Source organism: Streptomyces griseosporeus (assembly GCF_014656055.1).
Taxonomy (GTDB): domain Bacteria; phylum Actinomycetota; class Actinomycetes; order Streptomycetales; family Streptomycetaceae; genus Streptomyces; species Streptomyces griseosporeus.
The window spans coordinates 125,009-148,070 of sequence record NZ_BNBR01000006.1; the positions used below are offsets into that span (position 1 = coordinate 125,009).

16 protein-coding genes are annotated in these 23,062 nt (G+C 72.9%); 5 read left to right on the forward strand and 11 right to left on the reverse strand.

Translation table 11 applies throughout. The features are described 5' to 3' along the window. Nucleotides 1-120: 120 nt before the first annotated feature. The 5 genes from IE308_RS27155 to IE308_RS27175 form a co-directional block, all read right to left on the reverse strand. Nucleotides 121-741 (reverse strand): type 1 periplasmic-binding domain-containing protein, encoded by a 621-nt coding sequence (locus IE308_RS27155; RefSeq protein ID WP_110628649.1) that lies wholly within the window; start codon nt 739-741, stop codon nt 121-123. 291 nt (nt 742-1,032) lie between these two features. After that, nucleotides 1,033-1,788: a GNAT family N-acetyltransferase gene (locus tag IE308_RS27160; protein ID WP_190219948.1), complete on the reverse strand. Its 756-nt coding sequence runs from the start codon at nt 1,786-1,788 to the stop codon at nt 1,033-1,035. 74 nt (nt 1,789-1,862) lie between these two features. Continuing rightward, nucleotides 1,863-3,047: a DUF6183 family protein gene (locus IE308_RS27165; protein WP_229909158.1), complete on the reverse strand. Its 1,185-nt coding sequence runs from the start codon at nt 3,045-3,047 to the stop codon at nt 1,863-1,865. A gap of 10 nt (nt 3,048-3,057) precedes the next feature. After that, nucleotides 3,058-3,720 carry an HNH endonuclease family protein gene (locus IE308_RS27170; RefSeq protein ID WP_110628651.1) on the reverse strand — a complete coding sequence of 221 codons (663 nt, stop codon included), beginning with the start codon at nt 3,718-3,720 and terminating at the stop codon, nt 3,058-3,060. 234 nt (nt 3,721-3,954) lie between these two features. After that, a complete protein-coding gene (locus IE308_RS27175) occupies nt 3,955-4,830 on the reverse strand; it encodes an SCO6745 family protein (protein WP_190219949.1) in 876 nt (291 codons plus the stop codon). 129 nt (nt 4,831-4,959) lie between these two features. Here IE308_RS27175 and IE308_RS27180 point away from each other — a divergent pair, with 129 nt between their 5' ends. After that, a complete protein-coding gene (locus IE308_RS27180; RefSeq protein WP_190219950.1) occupies nt 4,960-5,736 on the forward strand; it encodes an SDR family NAD(P)-dependent oxidoreductase in 777 nt (258 codons plus the stop codon). A gap of 38 nt (nt 5,737-5,774) precedes the next feature. Beyond that, on the forward strand, nt 5,775-6,146 hold the full coding sequence (locus IE308_RS27185; RefSeq protein WP_190220200.1) for a MerR family transcriptional regulator: 372 nt from the start codon (nt 5,775-5,777) through the stop codon (nt 6,144-6,146). A gap of 119 nt (nt 6,147-6,265) precedes the next feature. On the opposite strand, the gene mfd is transcribed toward IE308_RS27185, so the two are convergent. The 3 genes from mfd to IE308_RS27200 form a co-directional block, all read right to left on the reverse strand. Next, entirely contained in the window at nt 6,266-9,799 is a 3,534-nt protein-coding gene (gene mfd / locus IE308_RS27190; protein ID WP_190219951.1) for a transcription-repair coupling factor, read from the reverse strand. A gap of 278 nt (nt 9,800-10,077) precedes the next feature. Next, nucleotides 10,078-12,657, reverse strand: coding sequence for an ABC transporter permease (locus tag IE308_RS27195; protein ID WP_190219952.1), 2,580 nt, complete (start codon nt 12,655-12,657; stop codon nt 10,078-10,080). Continuing rightward, entirely contained in the window at nt 12,654-13,442 is a 789-nt protein-coding gene (locus tag IE308_RS27200) for an ABC transporter ATP-binding protein (protein ID WP_110628656.1), read from the reverse strand. The genes IE308_RS27195 and IE308_RS27200 overlap by 4 nt, the downstream gene beginning before the upstream one ends. A gap of 412 nt (nt 13,443-13,854) precedes the next feature. Here IE308_RS27200 and IE308_RS27205 point away from each other — a divergent pair, with 412 nt between their 5' ends. From IE308_RS27205 to IE308_RS27215, 3 genes are all read left to right on the forward strand, one after another. Beyond that, complete coding sequence (locus IE308_RS27205) at nt 13,855-15,375, forward strand: MFS transporter (protein ID WP_190219953.1); 1,521 nt, start codon at nt 13,855-13,857, stop codon at nt 15,373-15,375. Nucleotides 15,376-15,628: 253 nt separating this feature from the next. Then, nucleotides 15,629-16,060 (forward strand): DUF485 domain-containing protein, encoded by a 432-nt coding sequence (locus IE308_RS27210; protein ID WP_110628658.1) that lies wholly within the window; start codon nt 15,629-15,631, stop codon nt 16,058-16,060. A 35-nt stretch (nt 16,061-16,095) separates the two neighbouring features. Next, a complete protein-coding gene (locus IE308_RS27215) occupies nt 16,096-17,667 on the forward strand; it encodes a sodium/solute symporter (RefSeq protein WP_190220201.1) in 1,572 nt (523 codons plus the stop codon). A gap of 79 nt (nt 17,668-17,746) precedes the next feature. Here the strand turns inward: IE308_RS27215 and IE308_RS27220 are convergent, their stop codons facing one another. From IE308_RS27220 to IE308_RS27230, 3 genes are all read right to left on the reverse strand, one after another. Beyond that, nucleotides 17,747-18,631 carry a cellulose-binding protein gene (locus IE308_RS27220; RefSeq protein ID WP_190219954.1) on the reverse strand — a complete coding sequence of 295 codons (885 nt, stop codon included), beginning with the start codon at nt 18,629-18,631 and terminating at the stop codon, nt 17,747-17,749. A gap of 212 nt (nt 18,632-18,843) precedes the next feature. After that, nucleotides 18,844-21,831 carry an SUKH-4 family immunity protein gene (locus IE308_RS27225; RefSeq protein WP_190219955.1) on the reverse strand — a complete coding sequence of 996 codons (2,988 nt, stop codon included), beginning with the start codon at nt 21,829-21,831 and terminating at the stop codon, nt 18,844-18,846. An 8-nt stretch (nt 21,832-21,839) separates the two neighbouring features. After that, complete coding sequence (locus IE308_RS27230) at nt 21,840-22,856, reverse strand: SMI1/KNR4 family protein (RefSeq protein ID WP_190219956.1); 1,017 nt, start codon at nt 22,854-22,856, stop codon at nt 21,840-21,842. Nucleotides 22,857-23,062: the final 206 nt, after the last annotated feature.

Below are 23,062 nucleotides of genomic sequence, written 5' to 3' on the forward strand. Positions count from 1 at the left end.
CTTTACTTGAGAAGCGTCAAAAGAAGCCTCGAAAGCTTGCCTTAGTGGACACATAAGTTCCACATAAGATCGTATTCGTTAGCTGATCTTTACCGGGGGCAGGGCATCAGGGCCGGTTTGTCACGCCTTGACCTTGCGCACGGCCTGCCGGACATCGTCCGCGATCGTGTCTTTCAGACGCGCATCCGGCTTTGCTACCGCGATGCCGTCAGTGGCGGATGTCTCATCGTCGACCACGATGAACCGCACATCCCGGTGCTTTCCGGCATCGGCGCGCGTGACCTCGACCTGGGGGGCGCCGACGGCCAGCACGATCTCGCACTGACGCTGCATCAGGCTGTTGAAGAACGGCCGGGCGTTGTCCGCCGTCTGCGGGCCCATGACCGGGATGTACGTGACCCGGGCCCGGGTGTCCAGGGACGCCTCCTGCATGCCCTGCCACACGGTGGCGGCGGGGGTGCCCGCGAGGATGCCCTTCTCACCGGTCAGCAGGCAGGCGTCCACCTCGGTGTACTGCCGGGCCCGCGGGTCGGGCGGGGTGCTCTCGTCGTCGTCCAGGAGCCATACGCCGACCAGCGCGAGGGCGACGACCGCCACCACGCCGGCCGCTGCCCAGCCCCGGGGGCCGCGCAGCGCGGCGGCCACGGCGGCCGTCACCCGGGCCGCGGCCCGGCGCCAGTCGACGCCGCTGTCCTTCTTTCCGTCGCGCTCGCTCTCGCGCCAGGTACGCCGGACCTTCATCGCGACGGCCTCACGGTGCGGGTCCGCGACCCGGCCGCGCCAACGGCGCCCACGTCGTGCTTCACGGCGGTGTACCTCTGCTCTCGGGATGTGCGTACGTATGCGCGAATGCGGAAGCGAAGGGTACATGCTGCGGGCGGGGTGGGGGTGCGTGGGGGCGTGGTGCGGGGGCCCGGGGTGGGGCGCGGTGTGGGGGCGCGGCGCGTGCGGCTGTGCGTGGGGGCGTGGTGCGGGGCCCGGCGTGGGGGCGGGCGCGGTGCGTGGGGGCGGCTCGGCAGCGGCGCGCGGCGGTTACAGCGCGTGCCGCATCCACACGTTCGGCTCGACGTACACCGCGCGGTCGTGGTCCGGCTCGCACCGCACCGGAACCAGGGCGCCGGGCACCTCGACGTCGCCCGCGGTGTCGAAGGGCAGCCCGGTCCAGGCGCGCCACTGGTCCAGCGAGCCGGCCACCGTCATCGACGCCGGTGCGACCGAGTCGACGACGGCACCCGCGCGGGCGTGCACCCGCAGCCACGGGTCGTGCGGCAGGCCGTCGGGGCGCAGGCGGCGGGCGTACGCGGCCATGGGGGTGCGCGGTTCGAGGTGCTTGGCGCTGGGCCGGACCGGCGCGACGACCTCGCGGAAGCCGAGCGCCCGCGCGTTGTCCCGCATCGCCGACAGCATCAGCGCCGACAGCCCCCGGCCCTGCGCGTGCGGCGCGACGACGACGGAGATCGCGCTGACCGTGTCGGGGACGGCCCCGCGCCGCAGGTCGGCGAAGGCCCACACCAGCACCTCGTCCCAGCCCCGCGCGGGCAGTGCGCCCCGGCCCTCGGCGTGCAGCGCGAACGGCACGCTGTGGGCGTGCGCCACGATCTCGCCGTGCGCGTCCTCGGCGAACTGGACGTAGTGCGGCAACTCCCGGGCGATGCGCGGATAGTGGGCGTTGCCGACCGGGTCCTGTGTGATGAACTCCGGCCAGCTGTCGGGCATCTGCAGCACCCGCTCCACCATCTCGGGCCGCTCGGCGAGACTCGCCACCTTCACGTCCGTCGTCACGTCCATGCGGTCACCGTACGAGGCCGTGCCCGCCGGGGAAACGGATTTCCGGCCCCGCCGTCGAGCCGGCGCGGCGCTGTTCAGTCGGTGTCGGTCGCGGCCAGCACCGCCAGCCGTCGCCAGTCCGGGGACAACGCCACCAGTCCGATGTCCCACGCCACCTGCTCGAACCACGGCGTATGGGCGCTGAAGCAGTACCAGGCGCAAGCTCGGGCACGTGCCTCGACCGCTTCCGCGGGGTCGCCCTCCGCGGCCCCGGATAGCGAGGCCAGGGACTGCCATGCGGCCAGCCGGCCGTAGGCACCATGGATGCCGGAGTTGTAGGCCCCTCCTGTGGACGCGGCGGCGAAGAGCAACCGCCACGCCTCATCGGGCGGGCAGGCTGCGACCGACAAGCCGGATTCCTCCGCCGCGCCCTTCAAGCACTCCAACCCCAGCGCCGGCAACAGGCTCGGTACCCTCTCGGCCTCCAGGGGCTCTGCCAGTTCGAAGACGCGAGCCTCGATCCGGCCGTTCGACTCCTCAGCCCAGTTGGCCACCGCCGAGCCGATGCCCTTGGCCACGGTTTCGGTCGTCGTTTCCTCGACCGCTGGAGCGTGTACTCCGGCGACGACTGCCTCGCCGCCGTCCTCCCACGGGCCGTACGGCATCGAGTAGCTGTAGCCGTCGGCGCTGTAGCTGGGCAGATCCGGCTGCCCTTCCACATCGGACAGGGCCAAGGGCAGCCATCCCAAGGAGTGATGCTTCCAGTTCGGCGATGTCACCCACTGCGCGATCCCCGGTATCTCCATCACGCCGACGCCCCTGAGTACCAGCTCGTGCACGAGGCAGGAACGCAGCTCTTCCGAAGCCCTTTGCCCGTCGAACGCCAGGGCCAGTTCCTCTGCCGGGTGGCTGGAGGCCAGCAAGGAGGCTGTGCAACGGTCCAGCTTCCGGTCGGCGATCTCCGCCGAGGAGACCAGGCGCAGCGCCTGGGCGACGTTTCCGGAACCGGGGGTGGTGGCCAGCAGGCGGAGCAGGTGTTCAATGACGCTGCGGTACTGCCAGATCCGTCCGCTGTCCGCGCCGAACGAGCCGGTGAGCGCGGTCCCCAGATCCGCGACGAAGGCGGCGTCCCCGCGTGCGAGGCTGCGGTCAGCGAGCTTGCACACGTCGCTGACACTCGTCAGCCCCGGCAACTGCGTCACGATTTCCTGTATGCGATCGGCCACGGTGTGGAGCGTACGCGCCGACAGCTCGAAACCGAGCGCGTTTTCCCAGTTCACGTCGCCGCTGTCAGCCGCCGCACTGCTTCAGCATCATCGCCTTGTCCCCTGGCGTCACCGCGAGGTCGTACTTGACGGCAACCTGCGCGAAGCGTACGGCGTAGGCGCACCTGATCTGTTTGTCGGGCGGCAGCCAGGAGGCGGGTCCGGAATCGCCCTTGGCCGAGTTGGCTCGGCCCTCGACCGGGATCAGATTGAGCGCGTCGTTGGCGAGCTGCTCACGCTTGCTCTTCGGCCAGCGTGACGAACCCATCTGCCAGCTGTACGACAAGGGCACCACGTGGTCTATCTGCACCTCGGAGGCATGCTGCTTGCGCCACTCGATGGTCGTCCCCGTGTACGGATCGTGCAGCGTCATGGCGATGACCACGCAGTTGGAGCCAGTTCGGAAGCGAAGGTTCTGGCCATCGCGACGAAGCAGATCGTTCCGAGTGTCACAGCCATTCCGCGCGAGCGGCACCCCGTCGGCCGTATCCATCCAGGCGTAGCCGAACTTGTCGCGGTCGTAGCCCGTCTTGGGCCCCCGGCCCTTTGTGGACAGCTCGTCGATGAGCTTGCGGGCCGCGGCCTTGTCCGCGTCCGTCGTCAGGGGCGCGAGCCCTGGCTTCGTTCCGTCGGGATTCTTGAACGGACTGACCGCTCGCCCGTCCGCGGCGGCAGGCCCGGGCCCCATGGGGGAACCGTCCTTGTCGAGACCCTCACATCCCGCGACCAGGAGTGCGGCGGCTACCAGTACCGTCGCGGTGCGGAAGGAGCGCGCGTTCCCTACTGACTTGCCACGACGCCTCACGGTGCGTCCCTCCCCTTGCTTACCCGGTTCCGCCCCGCTGCGGACACGTCTTCCCGCGTGCCGAGCGGGTACACCGTAGCCGCCGGGGGTGTCGGCCGTGCGCTCGGCCCGAGGGGGTCAGGCCTTGCCTATGCCGAGGGTGGACTCCGAGGGCAGCAGGCCGGAGGAGAGGACCGCGACCCAGTAGTCGCCGAGCAGCGTGCCGAGGCGTTCGGTGGCTTCCGGGCCCAGGGCCTGCCAGGGGGCGGCGGCGAGCCGGTCGGTGTCCTGTTCCACGCGGCGCCGCAGCTCGCGGCCCGCCTCCGTCGCCGTACCGTCCTTCTCCACCAGGCCACGCGCCAGCAGCCGTTCCCGGCCGGCCGCCCACTCCTGCTCGCTCCAGCCGCGACTGGCGAACCGCTCCACGGACGCGGCGCCTATCGCCGCGAAGGAGACCAGCGCCTCCACCGGGTCGAGGCCGGCCACCATCAGGGCGGCGAGGTGGCCGTCGCCGCGGTGCTCGCGCAGGATGGTCGCCGCCTGCCACAGCTGGAGGTGCGGCGGCTCGGGCCAGCCCAGTTCGGCGTTGGCGGCGGCGAGCGGGCGGCCCGCCATGTCCGCGGTCTCGGCGGCGCGCCGGGCGAGCGCGGCGGCCTCGGCCAGCTCCGGACGGCCGATCAGCTCGTCGCCCAGTATCGCGCGGTAGGCCCGGTCGATGCCCCGCAGCCGCGCGGCCAGCACCTCCGCCGGGGACGCCGCCTTCCAGGCTCCCGCGATGTGCTCGGCCACCATGCGCGGGCTGAAGCTGTAGAAGGCCGAGGCCACGCGTTCCGGGCCGACCGCCCCCAACGGGGCCGCCCGGAAGGGGAAGTAGCTCGGCCAGCGCTCCTCCGTGCCGTATCCGAGGCCGGCCGCTTCCTCGAACACCTCCGGCGCGTAGTACAGCAGCGCGTGCAGCGGCTCCAGCAGGTGCCACAACTGCCGTACCTTGCCCGGCTCGACGCCGTCCGCCATGACTGATCCCCCGTGATCCGTGGCCCCTGCCTCCCCGACAGTCACCACCATGCCATGCCCCACTGACAACGCGCCCCGCAACCGGCCCGCTTGACTTTGACACCGGCGTCAGGGTCCGAGGATCCCGGCATGACCGACACCCTCGACATCCACGCCCGCGGCACCTCTGCCCGCACCGTCCTCGTCACCGGTGCCGGGACCGGCATCGGCCGCGCGACCGCCCACGCGTTCGCCGACCAGGGCGCCCACGTCGTCGCCGTGGGACGGCGCGCCGCGCCCCTCGCGGAGACCGCCGCGTACGCCGAGGACCGCATCACCCCGCTCACCGCCGACGTCACCGCGGAGGACGCCCCGCGCCGTATCGTGCGGGCGGTGCTGGAGCGGTACGGCCGGCTCGACGTCCTCGTCAACAACGCCGCCGTCGTCGGCACCGGCTCCCTGCGCACCTACACCCGCCCGGCCATGGAGTCCCTCCTCGCGACGAACCTCCTCGCGCCCGTGCTGCTCACCCAGGCCGCGCTCGACGCGCTGACGGACAGCCGGGGCGTGATCGTGAACGTGTCGACGTCCGTGGGGCAGCGCGGCTGGCCCGGCAACTCGCTGTACGCCGCCGGGAAGTCCGCCCTGGAGACCCTGACGCGCGGCTGGGCGGTGGAGCTGGCGCCGCTCGGCGTCCGGGTCGCCGCCGTCGCCCCCGGTGCGATCGACACCCCGATCGGCGACCACGCCGGCTTCACGCCCGAGCAGCGCGCCGCGATCCGTGCCTGGCAGCTGGAGCACACCCCGCTCGGCCGCGTGGGCCGGCCCGAGGAGGTGGCCTGGGCGATCGCCCAACTGGCCTCGCCGCACGCCTCGTTCGTCACCGGCGTGGTCCTGGCGGTGGACGGCGGCGCGGTCGTCGCATGAGACTGGCGCGCATGGAAGGACCCCGGGTGCGACCCCGTCTGCGCATCGGTGAGCTGGCCGAGGCCACCGGCGCCTCGCCGCGAGCCCTGCGCCACTACGAGCAGGCGGGCCTGATCGCCTCCGAGCGCGCGGCGAACGGCTACCGGCTCTACGACGCGCGGACCGTGGTCCGGGTCCGCAACATCCGGCATCTGGTGGCCGCCGGGCTCACCCTGGACGACGTACGCGTGTTCCTGCCGTGCCTGGACGGGGACGTGACCGCGTCCCCGCCGGCCGGACGGACGCTGGAGGTTGCCCTGCGGCGGCTGCGGGTGCTGGACGAGCGGATCGCGGCACAGGTCGCCGTCCGCGACCGGCTCGCGGCCGCCCTGGACGAGGCCACCGGCGAACGCGTCCGGCCGGTGGCCTGAGACCGGCGCCTGGCGACATATCCGGTGGCCTGACCGGCGCCTGGCGGACACGTCCGGTGGCCTGACCGGCGCCTGGCGGACAGGTCCGGTGGCCCGCCAGGGGTCTGGCCCCGTCGCGGCTACGAGCCCAGCACCGACGCCAGGAACTCGCCCACCCAGCCCAGCAGTTCCCGGCCGACCAGCGGCTTGCCGCCGACCTTGGCCGTCTTCGGGCGGGGCACCAGGACCTGGTGGGTGGCCGGCTTGATGACGCTGCCCGGGTAGAGGCGCTTGAGCCGGAGCTCCTGCGACTCGCGCAGCTCCACCGGCGCGAAGCGGATGTTGGTGCCCTGCAGGACGATCTCGCCGACGCCGCACGCCCGCGCGAGCATGCGCAGGCCCGCCACCAGCAGCAGGTTCTCCACCGGCTCGGGCAGCTTGCCGTAGCGGTCGGTGAGTTCCTCGCGGACGGCCTTGATGTCCTCCTCGCTGTTGGCGGAGGCGATCGCGCGGTACGCCTGCAGGCGCAGACGCTCGCCGGGCGCGTAGTCGTGCGGGACGTGCGCGTCGACCGGCAGCTCGATCTTGACCTCCAGCGGCGCCTCCTCCTCGATCTCGCCCGTCTCCAGCTGGCGGCGGTAGTCCGCCACCGCCTCGCCGACCATACGGACGTACAGGTCGAAGCCGACGCCCGCGATGTGACCGGACTGCTCGCCGCCGAGGAGGTTGCCCGCGCCGCGGATCTCCAGGTCCTTCATCGCGACGTACATGCCCGCGCCCATCTCGGTGTGCTGAGCGATCGTCGCCAGGCGCTCGTGCGCGGTCTCCGTCAGGGGCTTCTCCGGCGGGTACAGGAAGTACGCGTACCCGCGCTCGCGGCCCCGGCCGACACGGCCGCGCAGCTGGTGCAGCTGGGACAGGCCGAAGGTGTCGCCGCGCTCCACGATCAGGGTGTTGGCGTTGGAGATGTCGATGCCGGACTCGACGATCGTCGTCGAGACCAGCACGTCGAACTTCTTCTCCCAGAAGTCGACGACGACCTGCTCCAGCGCCGCCTCCGACATCTGGCCGTGGGCGGTGGCGATGCGCGCCTCGGGGACGATCTCGCGCAGCCGGGCAGCGGCCCGGTCGATGGACTCCACCCGGTTGTGGATGTAGAAGACCTGGCCCTCGCGCAGCAGCTCGCGGCGGATGGCGGCGCCGATCTGCCGCTCCTCGTACGGCCCGACGAAGGTCAGCACCGGGTGCCGTTCCTCCGGCGGCGTGGTGATCGTCGACATCTCGCGGATGCCGGTGACCGCCATCTCCAGGGTGCGCGGGATGGGCGTGGCGGACATGGTGAGCACGTCCACGTTGGCGCGCAGCTTCTTCAGCTGCTCCTTGTGCTCGACGCCGAAGCGCTGCTCCTCGTCGACGATGACCAGGCCCAGGTCCTTGAACTTGGTCTCCGAGGAGAACAGGCGGTGGGTGCCGATGACCACGTCCACCGTGCCCTCGCGCAGGCCCTCCAGGACCGCCTTGGCCTCGGTGTCGGTCTGGAAGCGGGAGAGCGCCTTCACGGTGACCGGGAACTGCGCGTACCGCTCGCTGAACGTGCCGAAGTGCTGCTGCACCAGCAGCGTCGTCGGGACGAGCACGGCGACCTGCTTGCCGTCCTGGACGGCCTTGAACGCGGCCCGCACCGCGATCTCCGTCTTGCCGTACCCGACGTCGCCGCAGATCAGGCGGTCCATGGGGACCGTCTTCTCCATGTCCTCCTTGACCTCGGCGATGGTGGTGAGCTGGTCGGGGGTCTCCGCGTACGGGAAGGCGTCCTCCAGCTCGCGCTGCCAGGGCGTGTCCGGGGCGAAGGCGTGGCCGGGTGCGGCCATGCGCGCGCTGTACAGCTTGATCAGGTCGGCGGCGATCTCCTTGACGGCCTTCTTCGCGCGCGCCTTGGTCTTCGTCCAGTCCGCGCCGCCGAGCCGGTGCAGCGTGGGCGCCTCGCCGCCGACGTACTTGGTGATCTGCTCAAGCTGGTCGGTGGGGATGTACAGGCGGTCGCCGGGCTGGCCGCGCTTGGCGGGCGCGTACTCCACGACCAGGTACTCGCGGGTGGCGCCCTGCACGGTGCGCTGCACCATCTCGATGTAGCGGCCGACGCCGTGCTGCTCGTGGACGATGTAGTCGCCGGCCTCCAGGGTGAGCGGGTCGATCGTCTTGCGGCGGCGGGCGGGCATGCGCGCGCCGTCGCGGCCGGCGGCCCGCTGTCCCGACAGGTCGGTCTCGGTGAGGACGGCGATCTTGAGCGCCGGGTCGACGAAGCCGTGCTCGATGGAGCCGCAGGCGACGTGCACCACGGACGGGCTGATCTCACCGAGGTCGGCGTCGAGGCGGGCCGCGATGCCCTCCCCGCCGAGGACCTCCACGGTGCGGGCGGCCGGGCCGTGGCCCTCCGTGACGTACACCGTGCGCCAGCCGTCGGCGAGCCAGCCCTTGGTGTCGGCGAGCGCGCGGGCGGTGTCGCCGCGGTAGGTCTCCGGGGCGTGCATGCCGAGCTTGAGGGTGTCGGCCTCCTCCAGCGCGTCGGCCGCGAACGGCGACACCGACCACCACATCATGCCCAGCTCGCGCGCCCGGTCGCGGACGTCGGCGATGGACCACAGGGAGGCGGCGCCGACGTCGATCGGGGCCTCGCCGCCACCGGCGGTGGCCGCCCAGGAGGCCTGGAGGAACTCCTGGCTGGTCGCGACGAGGTCGGACGCGCGCGTGCGGACCCGCTCCGGGTCGCACACGACGGCCATGGCGCCCTTGGGCAGGACGTCGAGCAGCAGCTCCATGTCGTCGACGAGGACCGGGGCGAGGGACTCCATGCCCTCCACGGCGATGCCCTCGGCGATCTTGCCGAGCAGTTCGCCCAGCTCGGGGTGGTCCTCGGCGAGGGCACGCGCGCGGGCGCGGACGTCGTCGGTGAGCAGCAGCTCGCGGCAGGGCGGCGCCCACAGGCCGTGCTCGGCGATCTCCAGGGAGCGCTGGTCGGCGACCTTGAAGTAGCGGATCTCCTCGACGTCGTCGCCCCAGAACTCGATGCGCAGGGGGTGTTCCTCGGTGGGCGGGAACACATCGAGGATGCCGCCGCGTACGGCGAACTCGCCGCGCTTCTCCACCAGCTCCACGCGCGCGTACGCCGCCGCGGCGAGGGCCTCGACGACGGTGTTCAGGTCGGCGCTCTGGCCGGTGCGCAGGGACACCGGCTCCAGGTCGCCCAGACCCTTGACCTGCGGCTGGAGCACCGAGCGGACGGGGGCGACGACGACGGAGACCGGGCCGGTCTCGGGGTCGTCGGGGCGGGGGTGGGCCAGGCGGCGCAGGACGGCGAGGCGGCGGCCGACGGTGTCGCTGCGGGGGCTGAGGCGCTCGTGCGGGAGGGTCTCCCAGGAGGGGTACTCCACGACGCCCTCGGAGGGCAGCAGGGAGCGCAGGGCCGCGGCGAGGTCCTCGGCCTCGCGGCCGGTGGCGGTGACCGCGAGCACGGGGCGGCCGCTGCGCGCTGCCAGAGCGGCGATGCCGAAGGCGCGGGCGGCGGGTGGGCCGACCAGGTCGACGTGCATGCGGTTGCCGTCCGCGGCCGCCGTGATCGCTTCCGCGAGGGCGGGGTCCTTGACTACGGCGTCGAGCAGACCGTGCAGGCTCATGGAGGGGGCTTTCCGTCCAGGGGGTCGGCAACACGAAGGGCCCGACTCGTGGGACGGGCCGGGGTGTCCAGAGTACGACTTGGCTGCGCCGCTTGCCCGGGGCTGTGGACAACGCCGGTGGTGTGCGTGGCCGGCGGTGCCCTTGCCGTACCAGGGGGCTGCGCCCCCGACCCCCGTTTCCCACACACACCGGCGCCGGAAGCCCCCCAAGGCCTCCGGCGCCGGATGTGCCCCCGCAACCCCCGTATGCGGTGGCTCTGTGGGTCCAGCCTGCGCGGCTACTCCGTCGCGATCGCGTTCAGGACGTTCATCCGTCCCGCCCGGAACGCCGGGATCAGTGCGGCGAACAGGCCCACGAACGCCGAGCCGATGAAGACCGCCGTGATCGTCGGCCACGGGATGTCCAGGACCTCCAGGCCCTCCAGGGCGAGCAGCTTCTGTGCCGTCGCGCCCCAGCCCATGCCCAGGCCCAGTCCGAGCAGCGCGCCGAAGAGGGCGATGACGACCGACTCCAGGCGGATCATGCGGCGCAGCTGGCGGCGCGAGAGGCCGATGGCCCGCATCAGGCCGATCTCCCGGGTGCGCTCGACCACCGACAGGGCGAGGGTGTTCACCACACCGAGGATCGCGACGATGATCGCCAGCGCCAGCAGGCCGTAGATCATGTTCAGCAGCTGGCCGATCTGGTCCTTCAGTGCCTGCTTGTAGTCGGTCTGGTCGCGCACGGTGTACTGCGGGTAGTCGTGCAGCGAGGACTTCAGCGCCTTGTACGCGGCGTCCTGCTGCCCGTCCTTGGCGGTGGCGAAGACCATCTGGTCGAGCGGCATCTTGTCGGCCGGCATGTACTTGGCGAGCGTGGTGATCGCGGTGTACATGGCGCCCTGGTCGATGACGACGTCGCTGCTGGTGATGGCGCGGACGGTCAGCTTGGCGGTGGAGCCGTTCTCGAAGGCCACCGAGACGGTGGAGCCGAGGCGGATGCCGTGGTCGTCGGCGAACTTCTGGTGGACGGACATCGAGTCCGGCCGGTAGGCGTCGGCGAGGTTGCCGGCGACGGTCTCGGTGTGCAGGTCGGTGGCGTAGGACGGGTCGGCCGCGGTGATCGCGGTGTCCTTCAGGGTCTTGCCGTCGGGCGTGGTGAAGTCGGCCTTCAGCCACTTGTACTCGGTGACCCGCTCCAGGCCGGGCGTCTGCTTCATGGCCTTGACCGCCTGCGGGGTGATCAGCTGGCCGCTGTCGCTCTGCACGATGAAGTCGGTGCCGACGGTCTTGTCGAGCTGGTCGGTGGCGGAGGCGACCATGGAGGAGCCGACCACCGACAGGCAGGCGACCAGCGCGAGACCGATCATCAGGGCGGCGCCGGTGGCGCCGGTGCGGCGCGGGTTGCGCAGGGCGTTGCGCTCGGCCATCCGGCCCACGGGTCCGAAGACGCGCAGCAGGACGGCGCCGAGGACGCGGACCACGCCGCCGGCGAGCAGCGGGCCGATGACGACGAACCCGATCAGGGTGAGCACCACGCCGAGGCCGAGCCACAGGGAGCCGTCCTTGGCCTTGTCGGCGGAGGCCGCGAGGTACAGGCCGTAGCCGCCGGCGCCGGTGAGGACCAGACCGAGCAGGGCGCGGATCCGGCCGGCACGGGCGTCGGTGGGGGCGCCGGAGTCGCGCAGCGCGGCCATCGGGGAGACCTTGCCGGCGCGGCGGGCGGGCAGGTAGGCGGCGAGGACGGTGACGACGACGCCCAGGAGGAGGCCGACGGTGGGGGTGGTCCACGCCACCGTCAGGTCGTCGGTGGACAGGTGCATGCCCATCTGGCCCATGAGCTTCATCAGGCCGATGGCGAGTCCCACGCCCGCGCCGACGCCGAGGACGGAGCCGACGACGCCCAGCAGCAGCGCCTCGGCCAGCACCGACCGGTTGACCTGCTTGCGGGAGGAGCCGATGGCCCGCATCAGCCCGATCTCACGGGTGCGCTGGGCGACCAGCATCGAGAAGGTGTTGATGATCAGGAAGATGCCGACGAGGAAGGCGATCCCGGCGAAGCCGAGCATCGCGTACTTCATGACGTTCATGAAGCCCTCGACGTCCTTCTGGTTGGCGTCGGCGGTCTCCTTGGCCGTGAGCGCCTTGTACGCGCCGCCCAGCTCGGCGGTGACGTTCTGCTTCAGCTGGTCGTCGGTGACGCCGGGCGCGGCGGTGACGTTGATGTCGGTGTAGACGCCGGTCTGCCCGACGAGGGTGCGCTGGGCGGTCGGCAGGTCCAGGTAGAAGATCGCCGCGCCGGGGTTGGTGACCTGGAAGGCGGCGATGCCGGAGACCTTCGCGGTGTGCGTGCCGACGGCGGTGATCACGCCGATCTCGTCACCGAGCTTCAGGTGGTGTTTGTCGGCGGTGTCCTCGTCCACCATGATCTGGTCCGGTCCCTTGGGGGCCGTGCCCTTGGTGACCTTCATGGTGCGGGCGTCGTTGCGGCTCCAGCTGCCGACGATGGTCGGGGCGCCGGAGGACGGCGAGAGGCTGTCCTTGTCGGCGTCGACGACCGTCACCGAGGTGGAGAAGACGGTGCCCTCGGCCGCCTGCACGCCCCGGGCCTTGCGGACCTCACCGAGCACGGAGGCCGGCATGACCGGAGGCTTGCCGTTGTCGGCGGTGGTCTCGCCGGTGTCCGAGGCGCCCTTGGGGCTCACGGTCACGTCCGGGGACGTGGCGGCGAAGAGCTTGTCGAAGGTGGTGTTCATGGTGTCGGTGAACACGAGTGTGCCGCACACGAAGGCCACCGACAGCAGGACCGCGACGGCCGACAGGGCCATGCGTCCCTTGTGCGCGAAGAAGTTGCGCATCGAGGTCTTCAGGACGGTCATGACGTGCGCCCCCGGGCGTCGAAGTCCTTCATGCGGTCCAGGACCTGCTCGGCGGTGGGCTGGTGCATCTCGTCGACGATCCGGCCGTCGGCGAGGTACAGCACACGGTCCGCGTAGGAGGCGGCCACCGGGTCGTGGGTGACCATCACGATGGTCTGGCCCAGCTCGTCCACCGAGCGGCGCAGGAAGCCCAGCACCTCGGCGCCGGCGCGGGAGTCCAGGTTTCCGGTCGGCTCGTCCCCGAAGATGATCTCCGGGCGGGCGGCGAGCGCCCGGGCGACGGCGACGCGCTGCTGCTGGCCGCCGGACAGCTGGGTGGGCCGGTGCTTGAGGCGTCCGGCGAGGCCGACGGTGTCGACCACGCGGTCCAGCCACGCGCGGTCGGGCTTGCGGCCCGCGATGTCCATCGGCAGCGTGATGTTCTCCAGCGCGTTCAGCGTCGGCAGCAGGTTGAACGCCTGGAAGATGAAGCCGATCCGGTCCCGGCGAAGCCGTGTGAGCTTCTTGTCCTTCAGGCCGGTGATCTCGGTCTCGTCGAGGTAGATCTGACCGGACGTCACGGTGTCGAGTCCGGCGAGGCAGTGCATGAGCGTGGACTTGCCGGACCCCGAGGGGCCCATGATCGCGGTGAACTGGCCGCGGGCGATGTCCACGTCGACGTGGTCGAGGGCGACGACGCGGGTCTCCCCGGCCCCGTACGCCTTCACGACCTGCCGCGCCCGCGCGGCAACGGCCGTACGCCCTCCAGTGCCCCCGTGCCTGGGAATGGTCACAGCCGATGTCACGGTAAGTCTCCTATGTCGGTCAGCAGGTGGTGCGGACGAAGTCCGTAGGTGGCCGGTGGGCCGGTGTACTGCGGTGGTTACGGTGATGAGTCTCGCGTCGGAACCCGGTTCCGCGCGCTGGTGCCCGGCCCCGTCTTGCCCGGGGGGATAACCCCACCCCGCCGGTCCGGTGAACCGCCCCCCAGCGGCGTAAAGCCAGGTTAAGGACGGGCCCCACTGCCTTTCGTCCTCCGTCGGGACGAACCCTCCCCGACCCGTAGTACGGAGATACCCCTAGGGGCAGTCCACCGACGGGTGGAGACGCACCCGGGGTCGGCCTCCACCCTCCCCTGGCCCGCGCGGGGATGGGAAGCTGTCCGGCGGCAGATAGCTGCAAGGGGCACGGGATCAGGCACCGACGGAGGGGAATCCGGTGGGCGGTACGACACCCGCGACACGCGACGAGGCCGCACAGCGGGCCGGGACCCGGCACCGCGGGGCGGTGGTCGCCGCGCTGATGCTGGCGATGGCGCTGGCGGCGCTGGACTCGACGATCGTCTCCACGGCCGTCCCGCAGATCGTGGGCGACCTCGGCGGTTTCTCCGTCTTCTCCTGGCTGTTCTCCGGCTATCTGCTCGCCGTGACCGTCACGCTGCCCGTCTACGGCAAGCTGTCCGACACCTTCGGCCGCAAGCCGGTCCTGGTGGTGGGCGCCGCGGTGTTCCTGCTGGGCTCGCTGCTGTGCGCGGTGGCGTGGAACATGGCGGCGCTGATCGCCTTCCGGATCGTGCAGGGGCTGGGCGGCGGGGCCCTGCAGGGCACCGTGCAGACGCTCGCCGCCGACCTGTACCCGCTGAAGGACCGGCCGCGGATCCAGTCGAAGCTGTCCACCGTGTGGGCGGTGTCGGCGGTCGCCGGGCCGGGGCTCGGCGGTGTCCTCGCGGCGTACGCGGACTGGCGCTGGATCTTCCTGGTCAACCTGCCGATCGGCGCCGTGGCGTTGTGGCTGATCGTGCGTCATCTGCGCGAGCCACAGAGGGAGTCGGACCGCGCGGCGGGTGCGGCGCCCACGGTACGCGCGCGCGTGGACTGGGCGGGCGCGCTGGCGGTGTTCGCGTGCGGGGGTGTGCTGCTGACCGCGCTGGTGCAGGGCGGGGTGGCCTGGCCGTGGCTGTCGGCGCCCTCGCTGGCCCTGTTCGGCACGGGACTGGCGCTGGTGGCGGTCGTGGTCGTCGTCGAGCGGCGGGCCGCGGAGCCCATCATCCCGGGGTGGGTGTGGCGGCGCCGTACGATCGCCGCGGTCAATCTGGCGCTGGGCGCGCTCGGACTGCTGATGGTCGCGCCGACCGTGTTCCTGCCGACCTACGCGCAGTCGGTGCTGGGCCTGGCGCCGGTCGCCGCCGGGTTCGTGCTGTCGGTGTGGACGCTGAGCTGGCCGGTGTCGGCGGCGTTCAGCCAGCACGTGTACAGAAGGATCGGCTTCCGCGACACCGCCCTGCTCGGCATCGGCACGGCCGCGCTGATCCTGTTCGCGTTCCCCTTCCTGCCGTACCCGGGCGAGGCGTGGCAGCCGGCCCTGCTGATGCTGCTGCTCGGCGCGGCCCTGGGCCTGTTCCAGCTGCCGCTGATCGTCGGCGTGCAGTCGACGGTCGGCTGGGCGGAGCGCGGCACGACGACCGCGTCGGTGCTGTTCTGCCGGCAGACCGGGCAGACGGTCGGCGCCTCGGTGTTCGGCGCCGTCGCCAACGGGGTGCTCGCCGCGCGTCTGGGCGGCGCCGGTGACCTGGACTCCGTCACGCGCGCGTGGGACGCCGGTACGGCCCCCGAGGCGGCGCGCCGCGCGATCGCCGACGCGGTGCACGCGGTGTACCTCGGCGCGGCGTGCGCGGCGGCGCTCGCCTTCCTGGTGCTGCTGTGCGTGGCACCGCGCCGCTTCCCAGTGCTCGGCGACTGAGCGGTGCTCCGCGACTGAGTGGTGGCTCGGCGACTGAGCGTCGGTGGCTCGAATCCGGCCGTCAAAAGTCTGAGTTAACGCGGGTAACAACACGGGTCAGGCACGCCTCGGCAACGGTACGCGCATACCGACCGCTCAGTTTGGCGAAAAGCTCCCCACGGCCGGTACCTGCGAGTAGCGTGCGGGGCTCCGCTCACCCCCCACTCCCTGCGGTCCGCCGCCAACGGACCCGAGCCATGCAAGGAGCACCGGGATGTCCTACGACACGTCCCCGTCGTACCCGCGCCCGCCCGCACAGCAGTACCCCTACGACCCCGCCCAGCCCTGGCAGTACCAGGAACCCCAGACCGCCGCGCTGCGGCTGCCGCGCCGCGAAGCGCTCGGCCACCACAGCGACCTGCGGATCCTGCGCGGCGCCTACCGCTGGCAGCGACGCGTGGCCACCCTCACGGCGCTCGGCTACTTCACGCTGTTCCTCGTCCTGTCGGCGTACGCGCCGTCGTTCATGACCAGCGACATCACCCCCGGCCTGCCCGCCGGCCTGCTGCTCGCCCTGGTCCAGCTGCCCGTCACCTGCCTGGCGGTCGCCCTGTACGAGCACACGGCCCGCCGCTCCGTCGACCCGATCGCGGACCGCATCCGCAAGCAGGCGGAACTGGACGTCAAGCGGGAGGCGGCACGGTGACCGACTTCGACGGCAGCGGGCAGACCCTGTCCCTGATGGCCTTCACGGCCGTCGCCACCGTCACGCTCCTGCTGTGCGTGATGACCGGCCCCGACCGGGACGACCTCGACGAGTTCTACACCGGCTACGGCTCCCTGTCCCCCCTGCGCAACGGCCTCGCCATCGCCGGCGACTACATCTCGGCCGCCTCCGTCCTCGGCACCGGAGGCGTCATCGCGCTGTGCGGGTACGACGGTGTCGTCCTCGCCCTCAGCACGGCGCTGTCGCTGATGCTGCTGATGTTCCTGCTGGCCGAACCGCTGCGCAACGCGGGCCGGTTCACCATGGGCGACGCGCTCGCCCGCCGGATGCCGGGCCGCGGCGTGCGGATCGCCGCGTGCGCGGTGACGCTCGCCGCGCTGCTGCCGCTGATGCTGGTGCAGCTCGCGGGCACCGGACAACTCCTCGCGTTCATCCTGGGCTTCTCCGGCGACTCGCTGCAGACGGGCTGCATCATCGGCCTGGGCGCGCTGATGATCAGCTACGCGGCGATCGGCGGCATGAAGGGCACCGCCCTCATCCAGATCATGAAGATCGTGACGCTGCTGGGCTCCGGCACCGTCATCGCCCTGCTCGTCCTCAACCGCTTCGACTGGGACCCGAGCGCCCTGTTCGCCGCGGCCGCCGACAAGAGCGGTGTCGGCTCCGCCTTCCTGCACTCGGGCCTGGAGTTCGCGCACGGTCCCAGCCCCCGCCTGGACATGATCACCACGCAGCTGACGGTGGTCCTGGGCGGCGGCTGCCTGCCGCACATCACGATGCGCATGTACACCGCCTCCAGCGCCCGCCAGGTGCGCCGGTCGATGTCCTGGGCGGTGTCCTGCGTGGCCCTGTTCGTGCTGATCATGATCATCGTCGGGTTCGGCGCCACCGCGCTGATCGGCCGCGTGGCGATCGCGCAGGCCGACCCGCAGGGCAACACCGCCTATCTGCTGGGCTCGCGGGCCGTGTTCGGCGCGGAGGTCTCCGGCGCGGAGACCCTGCTGTTCACCACCGTCACCACGGCGATCTTCCTGACCGTGCTCGCCTCGGTCGCCGGGATGATCCTCGCCTGCGCCAACTCCCTCGCCCACGACGTGTTCGCCACGCGCGTGCAGGAGATGTCCCCGCGGCGCGAGATGCTGCTGGCCCGCCTGTCCGCGCTGGCCGTCGGCATCCCGACGATCCTGCTGGCCACCCAGGTCCAGCACCGCAGCCTGCAGCCACTGGTGACGCTGGCCTTCTGCATCGGCGCCTCGGCCATCGCCCCAGCGCTGGTCTTCAGCCTGTTCTGGCGCCGGTACACCCGCACCGGCCTGCTGTGCACCCTGATCGGCGGCACGCTCGCGGTGCTGGTGCTGATGCCGGGCACCAGCCTGGTCTCCGGCTCGCCCGTCGCGGCCTTCCCCGAGGCCGACTTCAACTGGTTCCCGTTCACCACGACCGGCCTGGTGTCGGTGCCCCTGGGCTTCGCCTTCGGCTGGGCCGGCACGGTCCTGTCCGGCCGCCGCAAGGCGGAGGAACAGCGCAGCGACTACGAGGCCGTGGAGGCGTGGATCCTGGCGGGGGCGGCACGCAGGGAGAGCTGACGGGCCCCGGCGGGCTCAGGGCCTGTTGCGGAAGTCCCGCCTGCTCTTCGGGCGGACGACGGGACTTCCGCAACACCCCCTAGTCGGCGGCCCGGCCGGTCAGGGTGCTCAGGCTGTCGCGCATCCGGTCCATATGGGCGGTCACGTCGTCCCAGCGCTCCCCGTGTTCGCGCAGCACCCGCTCGGTCTCCCGGGCGATCTGCTCCTCGCGCCGACGGGCCTCGGCGAGCAGCTCCGCCGCGCGCGCCCGCGCCTCCTCCTGGCAGCGGCGCGCGGACTCCTCCGCGTCGGCGAACGCCTGCTTGGCCTGCGACAGCGCCGCCTCGGCGCGGGCCACCAGCCGCGCGTGGTGCGCGTCCAGCTCCGCCGCCCGCTCGGCCGCCCGCCGCTCCAGCGCGGCCCACCGCTCGGCGTGCTCCCTGTCCTGCTCGGCGAGCATGCCGGTGGTGCGCTGCCGCACCTCGCGCAGCGCGGCCAGGGCCTCGCCGCGGCCGGCCTTCACCTCGCGGCGGGCGGTGACCCGGATGTCGTCGGCCTCGGCGCGCGCCGCGAGGAGGCGCTGGCGGGCGCGCTCCTCGGCCTCCTCGCGGAGCGCGTCGGCGTACGTCTGCGCCTCCTGGCGTACGCGGAGGGCGTGCGCCTCCGCCTGCCCCACCTCTTCCTGCGCCGCGCTCCGGGCGTTTTCCCGTACGGCCGCCGCCTCTTCCTCCGCGAGCTGCAGTACGCGCCGTGCGCGCTCCCCGAGCGCCTCGTACGTCTGCGGCGCGAGCCGTGCGACCGTCTCGCGCAACCGCTCCGCCTCCTCCTCCATGTCCCGGGCGAGCACGGTGAGACGCGCCGCCCGTTCCCAGGCGGCGTCGCGGTCCCGGCAGAGGGCGTCGGTGTAGGCGTCGACCTGTCCCGGCCGGTAGCCGCGTCCCCGTACGGCCACGAAGCCGTGGGGTGAGACCGGTGTGCTGGTCATCCTGGTACCCCTCTCCACCCAACCGGAGCGAAATGATGATTTCGCGCACATCTTGATGGATCGGGCATAAGTGTTCATAACGCGACACTCCGCGCACAGGTCACGGCACACCCCGCACACCGCCCCGGTCAATGTCCGCACGGAAAAGGGGCCGCCCCGGTCCGACGACCGGGACAGCCCCTCAACGCACCGCCGCGAGCGCGGCGTTCACCTCACAGCAGCCCGTCCCACATCTGCTCAAGGAGGACCGACCACCAGCTCTCCGGCGAACCGAGCGCCGCCGGATCGAGCGCCGCCAACTGGGCCTGGAAGTCGACCGTCCAGCGACCGGCCTGCTCCTGGTTGAGACCGAACCGCAGCCGCCACATCCGGCCCAGCAGTGCCAGGCACCGCTGGAACTCCGGCAGACCGGTGTTCACGAACTGCGGCGGCACCGGAGCACCGCCCGGCCCCGCCTCCACCGGCACTGCCACGATGTGCGCCGTCCCGTACTGCACGCACAGCGCCTTGCCGAAGTCACTGCCCATCACCAGGTACGACCCCGCGTCCGAGGCCGCCTGCACACCCCGCTCGGCCGCCAGCTCCGCCAGCGTCGGCACCGGCCGGCCCGGCTGGGCCTGCGCCCAGAAGAACGGACCCAGGTCCGCCGGCAGACCGGCCACCACCAGCGAGTGCGCCACGATCGGCGGCACACCCTGCCGGGACACCGCCGCCTGCTCGAACCGGAATACCCCCGGCCCGAACGCCGCGCCCAGCTCCTGCGCGATCGCCTCCGGCGGCACCGGCGGGACCGGCTGCACCGGCGGCAGCGGCGCGCGCACCGGCGCGGGGCGCGCCGGACCGTCCGCCACCTGGTGCAGCTCGCCCTGGTGCGCCAGCAACTGCTGCATGCCCTGCTGCCGGCTCGCGTGGTCCGTGCCGTACGGCGCGATGGACGTGATCCGCGCCTGCGGCCACTGCTCCCGGATCATCCGCGCGCAGTACGCGCCCGGCAGCTCGCACGACTCCAGCTCGGTGTGCAGCTCCAGCACCTGGTCCGGCGGCACGTTCATGGCGCGCAGCTCGTGGAAGATCTGCCACTCCGGGTGCGGCGTGCCCGGCGCGGAACGCCGGATCAGCTGCTGCTCGGACCCGTCCTGCGCGCGGTAGCGCAGCACGGCCTGGTAGCCGGGGCCGACGGTCGGCTGACCGGGCGGCTGCTGCGGATAGCCGTACGCGGGCGGCTGCCCCGGCACCGGCTGTCCGGGCATCGGCTGTCCGGGCATGGGCTGACCCGGCGGGGGCATCGCACCCGGCGGCATCGGCTGCGGGGCACCCGGAACACCGGGCGCGCCGAGCCCGGGCGGCGGCGGAGGCACACCTGGGCCACCCGCCGGGGGCGCGGCCAGCATGGTCTCGGCGTGATGGACGGCACCGGGGGCACCGGGGGCGGACGGCGGAGCCGGGGGGTGTGGGGTGCCCAGAGCACCCGGAGGACCGGGGGGCTGCGGTGCGCCCGGCGTACCCGGAGCACCGGGAGGGCCAGGAGGTTGCGGGGCGCCCGGCGCACCGGGGGCACCGGTAGGGCCGGGGGGCTGCGGGGCGCCGGGGGCACCCGGCATGCCCGGGGGCTGCGGTGCGCCCGGCCTGCCCGGGGCACCAGGGGCGCCCGGAACGCCCGGGGGCTGCGGAGGCTGCGGCGCGCCCCCGCGTCCGCCGGGGCCGCCCGGGCCGAGCTGGCTGGGGTCGGCGAGCATCGTGGCGGCGTGGTGCACCCCGCCGGGAGGCGTACCACCCGGAGCACCGGGAGCGCCCGGGGCAGCAGGAGCGCTAGGCGCGCCCTGCGCGCCCGGCGTGCCAGGAGCACCCTCCGGCCCCTCCGGGCCCAGCGCCGACACCATCTGCGTCGGCACGTAACCGCCGGCCGCAGCACCCGACGCGCCGGCAGGACCAGGCGTACCCGGCGTACCCGGCGCGCCCGGCGGCGGGGGTACGGCCCCCGAGCCCGGCACCCCCGGGGCACCCGGCGGAGGCGGAGGCGTGGCACCCCGGCCCCGGCGCGGAGGCGGTGCCGCCTTGCTGGTGGCGGCGTCGGCGATGTCACCGGCGTTCGGCGGCAGCGGACGCGACGGCGCGCCCGGACCGGCCGGCGGCTGCGGCGCACCCGGCGCGGACGCGGCGGGCGGCTGCGGTTGCTGCTGACCGTAAGGCTGCGCACCCGGAGCCCCCGGAGGCGGCATACCCGGCGTACCCGGCCCGGCGGGCGCCTGCGGATAGCCGTACGACGGCGCACCCGGCGGAGGCGGAGGCGTGCTGCCCGGCGCGCCCTGCGGCGGAGGCGGCGTGCTCCCCGGCGCGGGCGCAGGCGCCGGAGCGGGAGCCGGAGCAGCCCCCGCAGCGGCAGCCGGCGCGGGCGCCCCCGCGCCCGGACCCGCCTGCGCGACCCCGGCCTGCGCCTCCGGCGCACCGCCCGGCATCCCCGGCATCCCCGGCACACCCGACTCGTCCAGCGCCGGTGCCACCGCCGTCCGCGGAAGCTGGCTGCCGCCCGACATCAGCGCCGTCTTCGCCTCCGGCGGAGCCACCGGCGGCGTGTCCTCGCCCTCCTCCCCGACCAGCGGCGGCGCGAACACCGTCGCCGGCAGCGGAACGGAACGGTCGTCACCCGGATCGGCGTTGGTGTCCGTCCCCGTCCACGGCGTCGCCCCCTCGGGCACGGGCGCCGGAGCGGGCACACCGGCGCCCCCCGGCCCGGCCTGCGTCTCCGCGAGCCCGGCGCCACGGCCCTCCGGCGAACCGCTCTCCGCCGAGGCCACCGCGGCCGCGGCGTCACCGCGCCGGTCCGGGATCCCCAGCTTGTCCGCCGCCTCCTGCAACCACTCCGGCGGCGTCAACAGGAACGACGTCTGGTTCAGATCGACCCGCGCGGCCGGCGCCGGCACCGCGTCCTGCGGCTCGTCGGCACGGCCGTACTCCTCCTCGTACCGGCGGATCACCTCGCCCACCGGCAGCGCCGGCCACAGCGTGGCCTCCCCGCTGTCCCGGGCGATCACCAGGCGCTGCGCGCCCCCGTCCGAACGCGGCCCGTCGGCGCGGTCCTCCGCCCACACCACGAACCCGAGCTCGAACTCCCGCACCCGCACCTCACGATGCTGGTACGCGGGCACGTCCCCGTTGATCCACTCTTCCGCGCGCTCCTGCGCCTGTGCGAACGTCACCATCGCAACCATCACTCCCCGCCCGCGGCCGAACCCGCGGGAGACCCCGCGGGGGCGACGGGCACCGGACGCGCGAAGCCGCCGTCCACCATCAGATTCGCCACCGTCTCCAACTCCGGCGGATTACCGGCCAGCCGGGACAGAAAGACGTCGAAGTCGTCCCCGCACGGCAGCAGCAGCCGCTCCACGCGCTCCGCCGGCGTCCACGACGGGTCCACGTCCCGCGCGTCGTCGTACGCGCAGAACCACACCGAACCGACCCGCTCGCCCTTCACCTTCACGGCCAGCAGACCGCCCTGCACGAACCCGACGCCCAGATAGTCCTTGGTCAGATGGTCACGCAGACACTTGTTGACGTACACCAGGTCGTTGACCGCGGCCTCGTCCCGCACCGTGAAGAACGGCTGGTCGACCAGCAGCCCCAACTCCGCGTCCAGCGCCGCGCCGACCGGCGCGCAACCGCCCGCCGCCTTCAGGAACGAGCGGTACGCGCCCGGCAGCCGGTAGCCCAGGTCCTCCTCGACGCCCAGCACCTGCTGCTCCGTCACCGCCACACCCGACTTCGGCAGCCCGAAATGTGCCGGACGCGTCTCCTGCAACGGCCGCGTCCCCCGCTTGTTCTGGTCCACCGCCGTCGTCGCGATCCCGCCGTGGTGCCGCAGCAGCGCCTTCACCTCGACCGGGACCAACTCCAGCCGCCGCGAGCCCGCCACGTGATGCCACGTCCAGCCGTGCGGCGTCGCCACATCCGGCACCGTGTCCCACAGCGCGTGCCCCGCCGACGCCTGCGCCGCGTTCGCCGACACGTAGTCCGTCAGCCGCAACTCGTCGACACCGAAACCCTCCGGCGGCTCCGCGATCTCCACCGCCGCCCGCGCGTAGGGCGAGAAGTCGGGATACCCGCGCTCGTCCACCCGTACCCCTCTCGGGTGACGGGCCGCCCGGACCGGATCCGGGAAGTGCACGACCTGCCCGGCGTAGGCCGCGTTCGGCGGCGCGGCTTGCTGCCCGAGCCGACCTGTCGTCATGGCGGTTGCCCCCTGCGGCACTCTGTACGAGCCGTAGCAACACCTTCGCCCGCTACGCCCCGTATCTGACTGTCTCCAACGGTCTCCAACGCGTTGACCGCGCCCATCGCGGTGCCGACAGCCTATGCGGTACGCCGACACCGGTCACCGGGCCTCCGCTTCCGTGACCCCCGGTCACACACCCGTGACAGCCCGCCCGGCCCCTG

Bases quoted from the DNA above. Each gene is read 5' to 3' on its own strand.
- IE308_RS27160 (WP_190219948.1), bottom strand. From the start codon at position 1,788: ATGGACGTGACGACGGACGTGAAGGTGGCGAGTCTCGCCGAGCGGCCC.
- IE308_RS27210 (WP_110628658.1), top strand. From the start codon at position 15,629: ATGTCCTACGACACGTCCCCGTCGTACCCGCGCCCGCCCGCACAGCAG.
- IE308_RS27230 (WP_190219956.1), bottom strand. From the start codon at position 22,856: ATGACGACAGGTCGGCTCGGGCAGCAAGCCGCGCCGCCGAACGCGGCC.
- IE308_RS27225 (WP_190219955.1), bottom strand. From the start codon at position 21,831: ATGGTGACGTTCGCACAGGCGCAGGAGCGCGCGGAAGAGTGGATCAAC.
- mfd (WP_190219951.1), bottom strand. From the start codon at position 9,799: ATGAGCCTGCACGGTCTGCTCGACGCCGTAGTCAAGGACCCCGCCCTC.
- IE308_RS27195 (WP_190219952.1), bottom strand. From the start codon at position 12,657: ATGACCGTCCTGAAGACCTCGATGCGCAACTTCTTCGCGCACAAGGGA.
- IE308_RS27220 (WP_190219954.1), bottom strand. From the start codon at position 18,631: ATGACCAGCACACCGGTCTCACCCCACGGCTTCGTGGCCGTACGGGGA.
- IE308_RS27180 (WP_190219950.1), top strand. From the start codon at position 4,960: ATGACCGACACCCTCGACATCCACGCCCGCGGCACCTCTGCCCGCACC.
- IE308_RS27175 (WP_190219949.1), bottom strand. From the start codon at position 4,830: ATGGCGGACGGCGTCGAGCCGGGCAAGGTACGGCAGTTGTGGCACCTG.
- IE308_RS27215 (WP_190220201.1), top strand. From the start codon at position 16,096: ATGGCCTTCACGGCCGTCGCCACCGTCACGCTCCTGCTGTGCGTGATG.
- IE308_RS27170 (WP_110628651.1), bottom strand. From the start codon at position 3,720: ATGGGGCCCGGGCCTGCCGCCGCGGACGGGCGAGCGGTCAGTCCGTTC.
- IE308_RS27155 (WP_110628649.1), bottom strand. From the start codon at position 741: ATGAAGGTCCGGCGTACCTGGCGCGAGAGCGAGCGCGACGGAAAGAAG.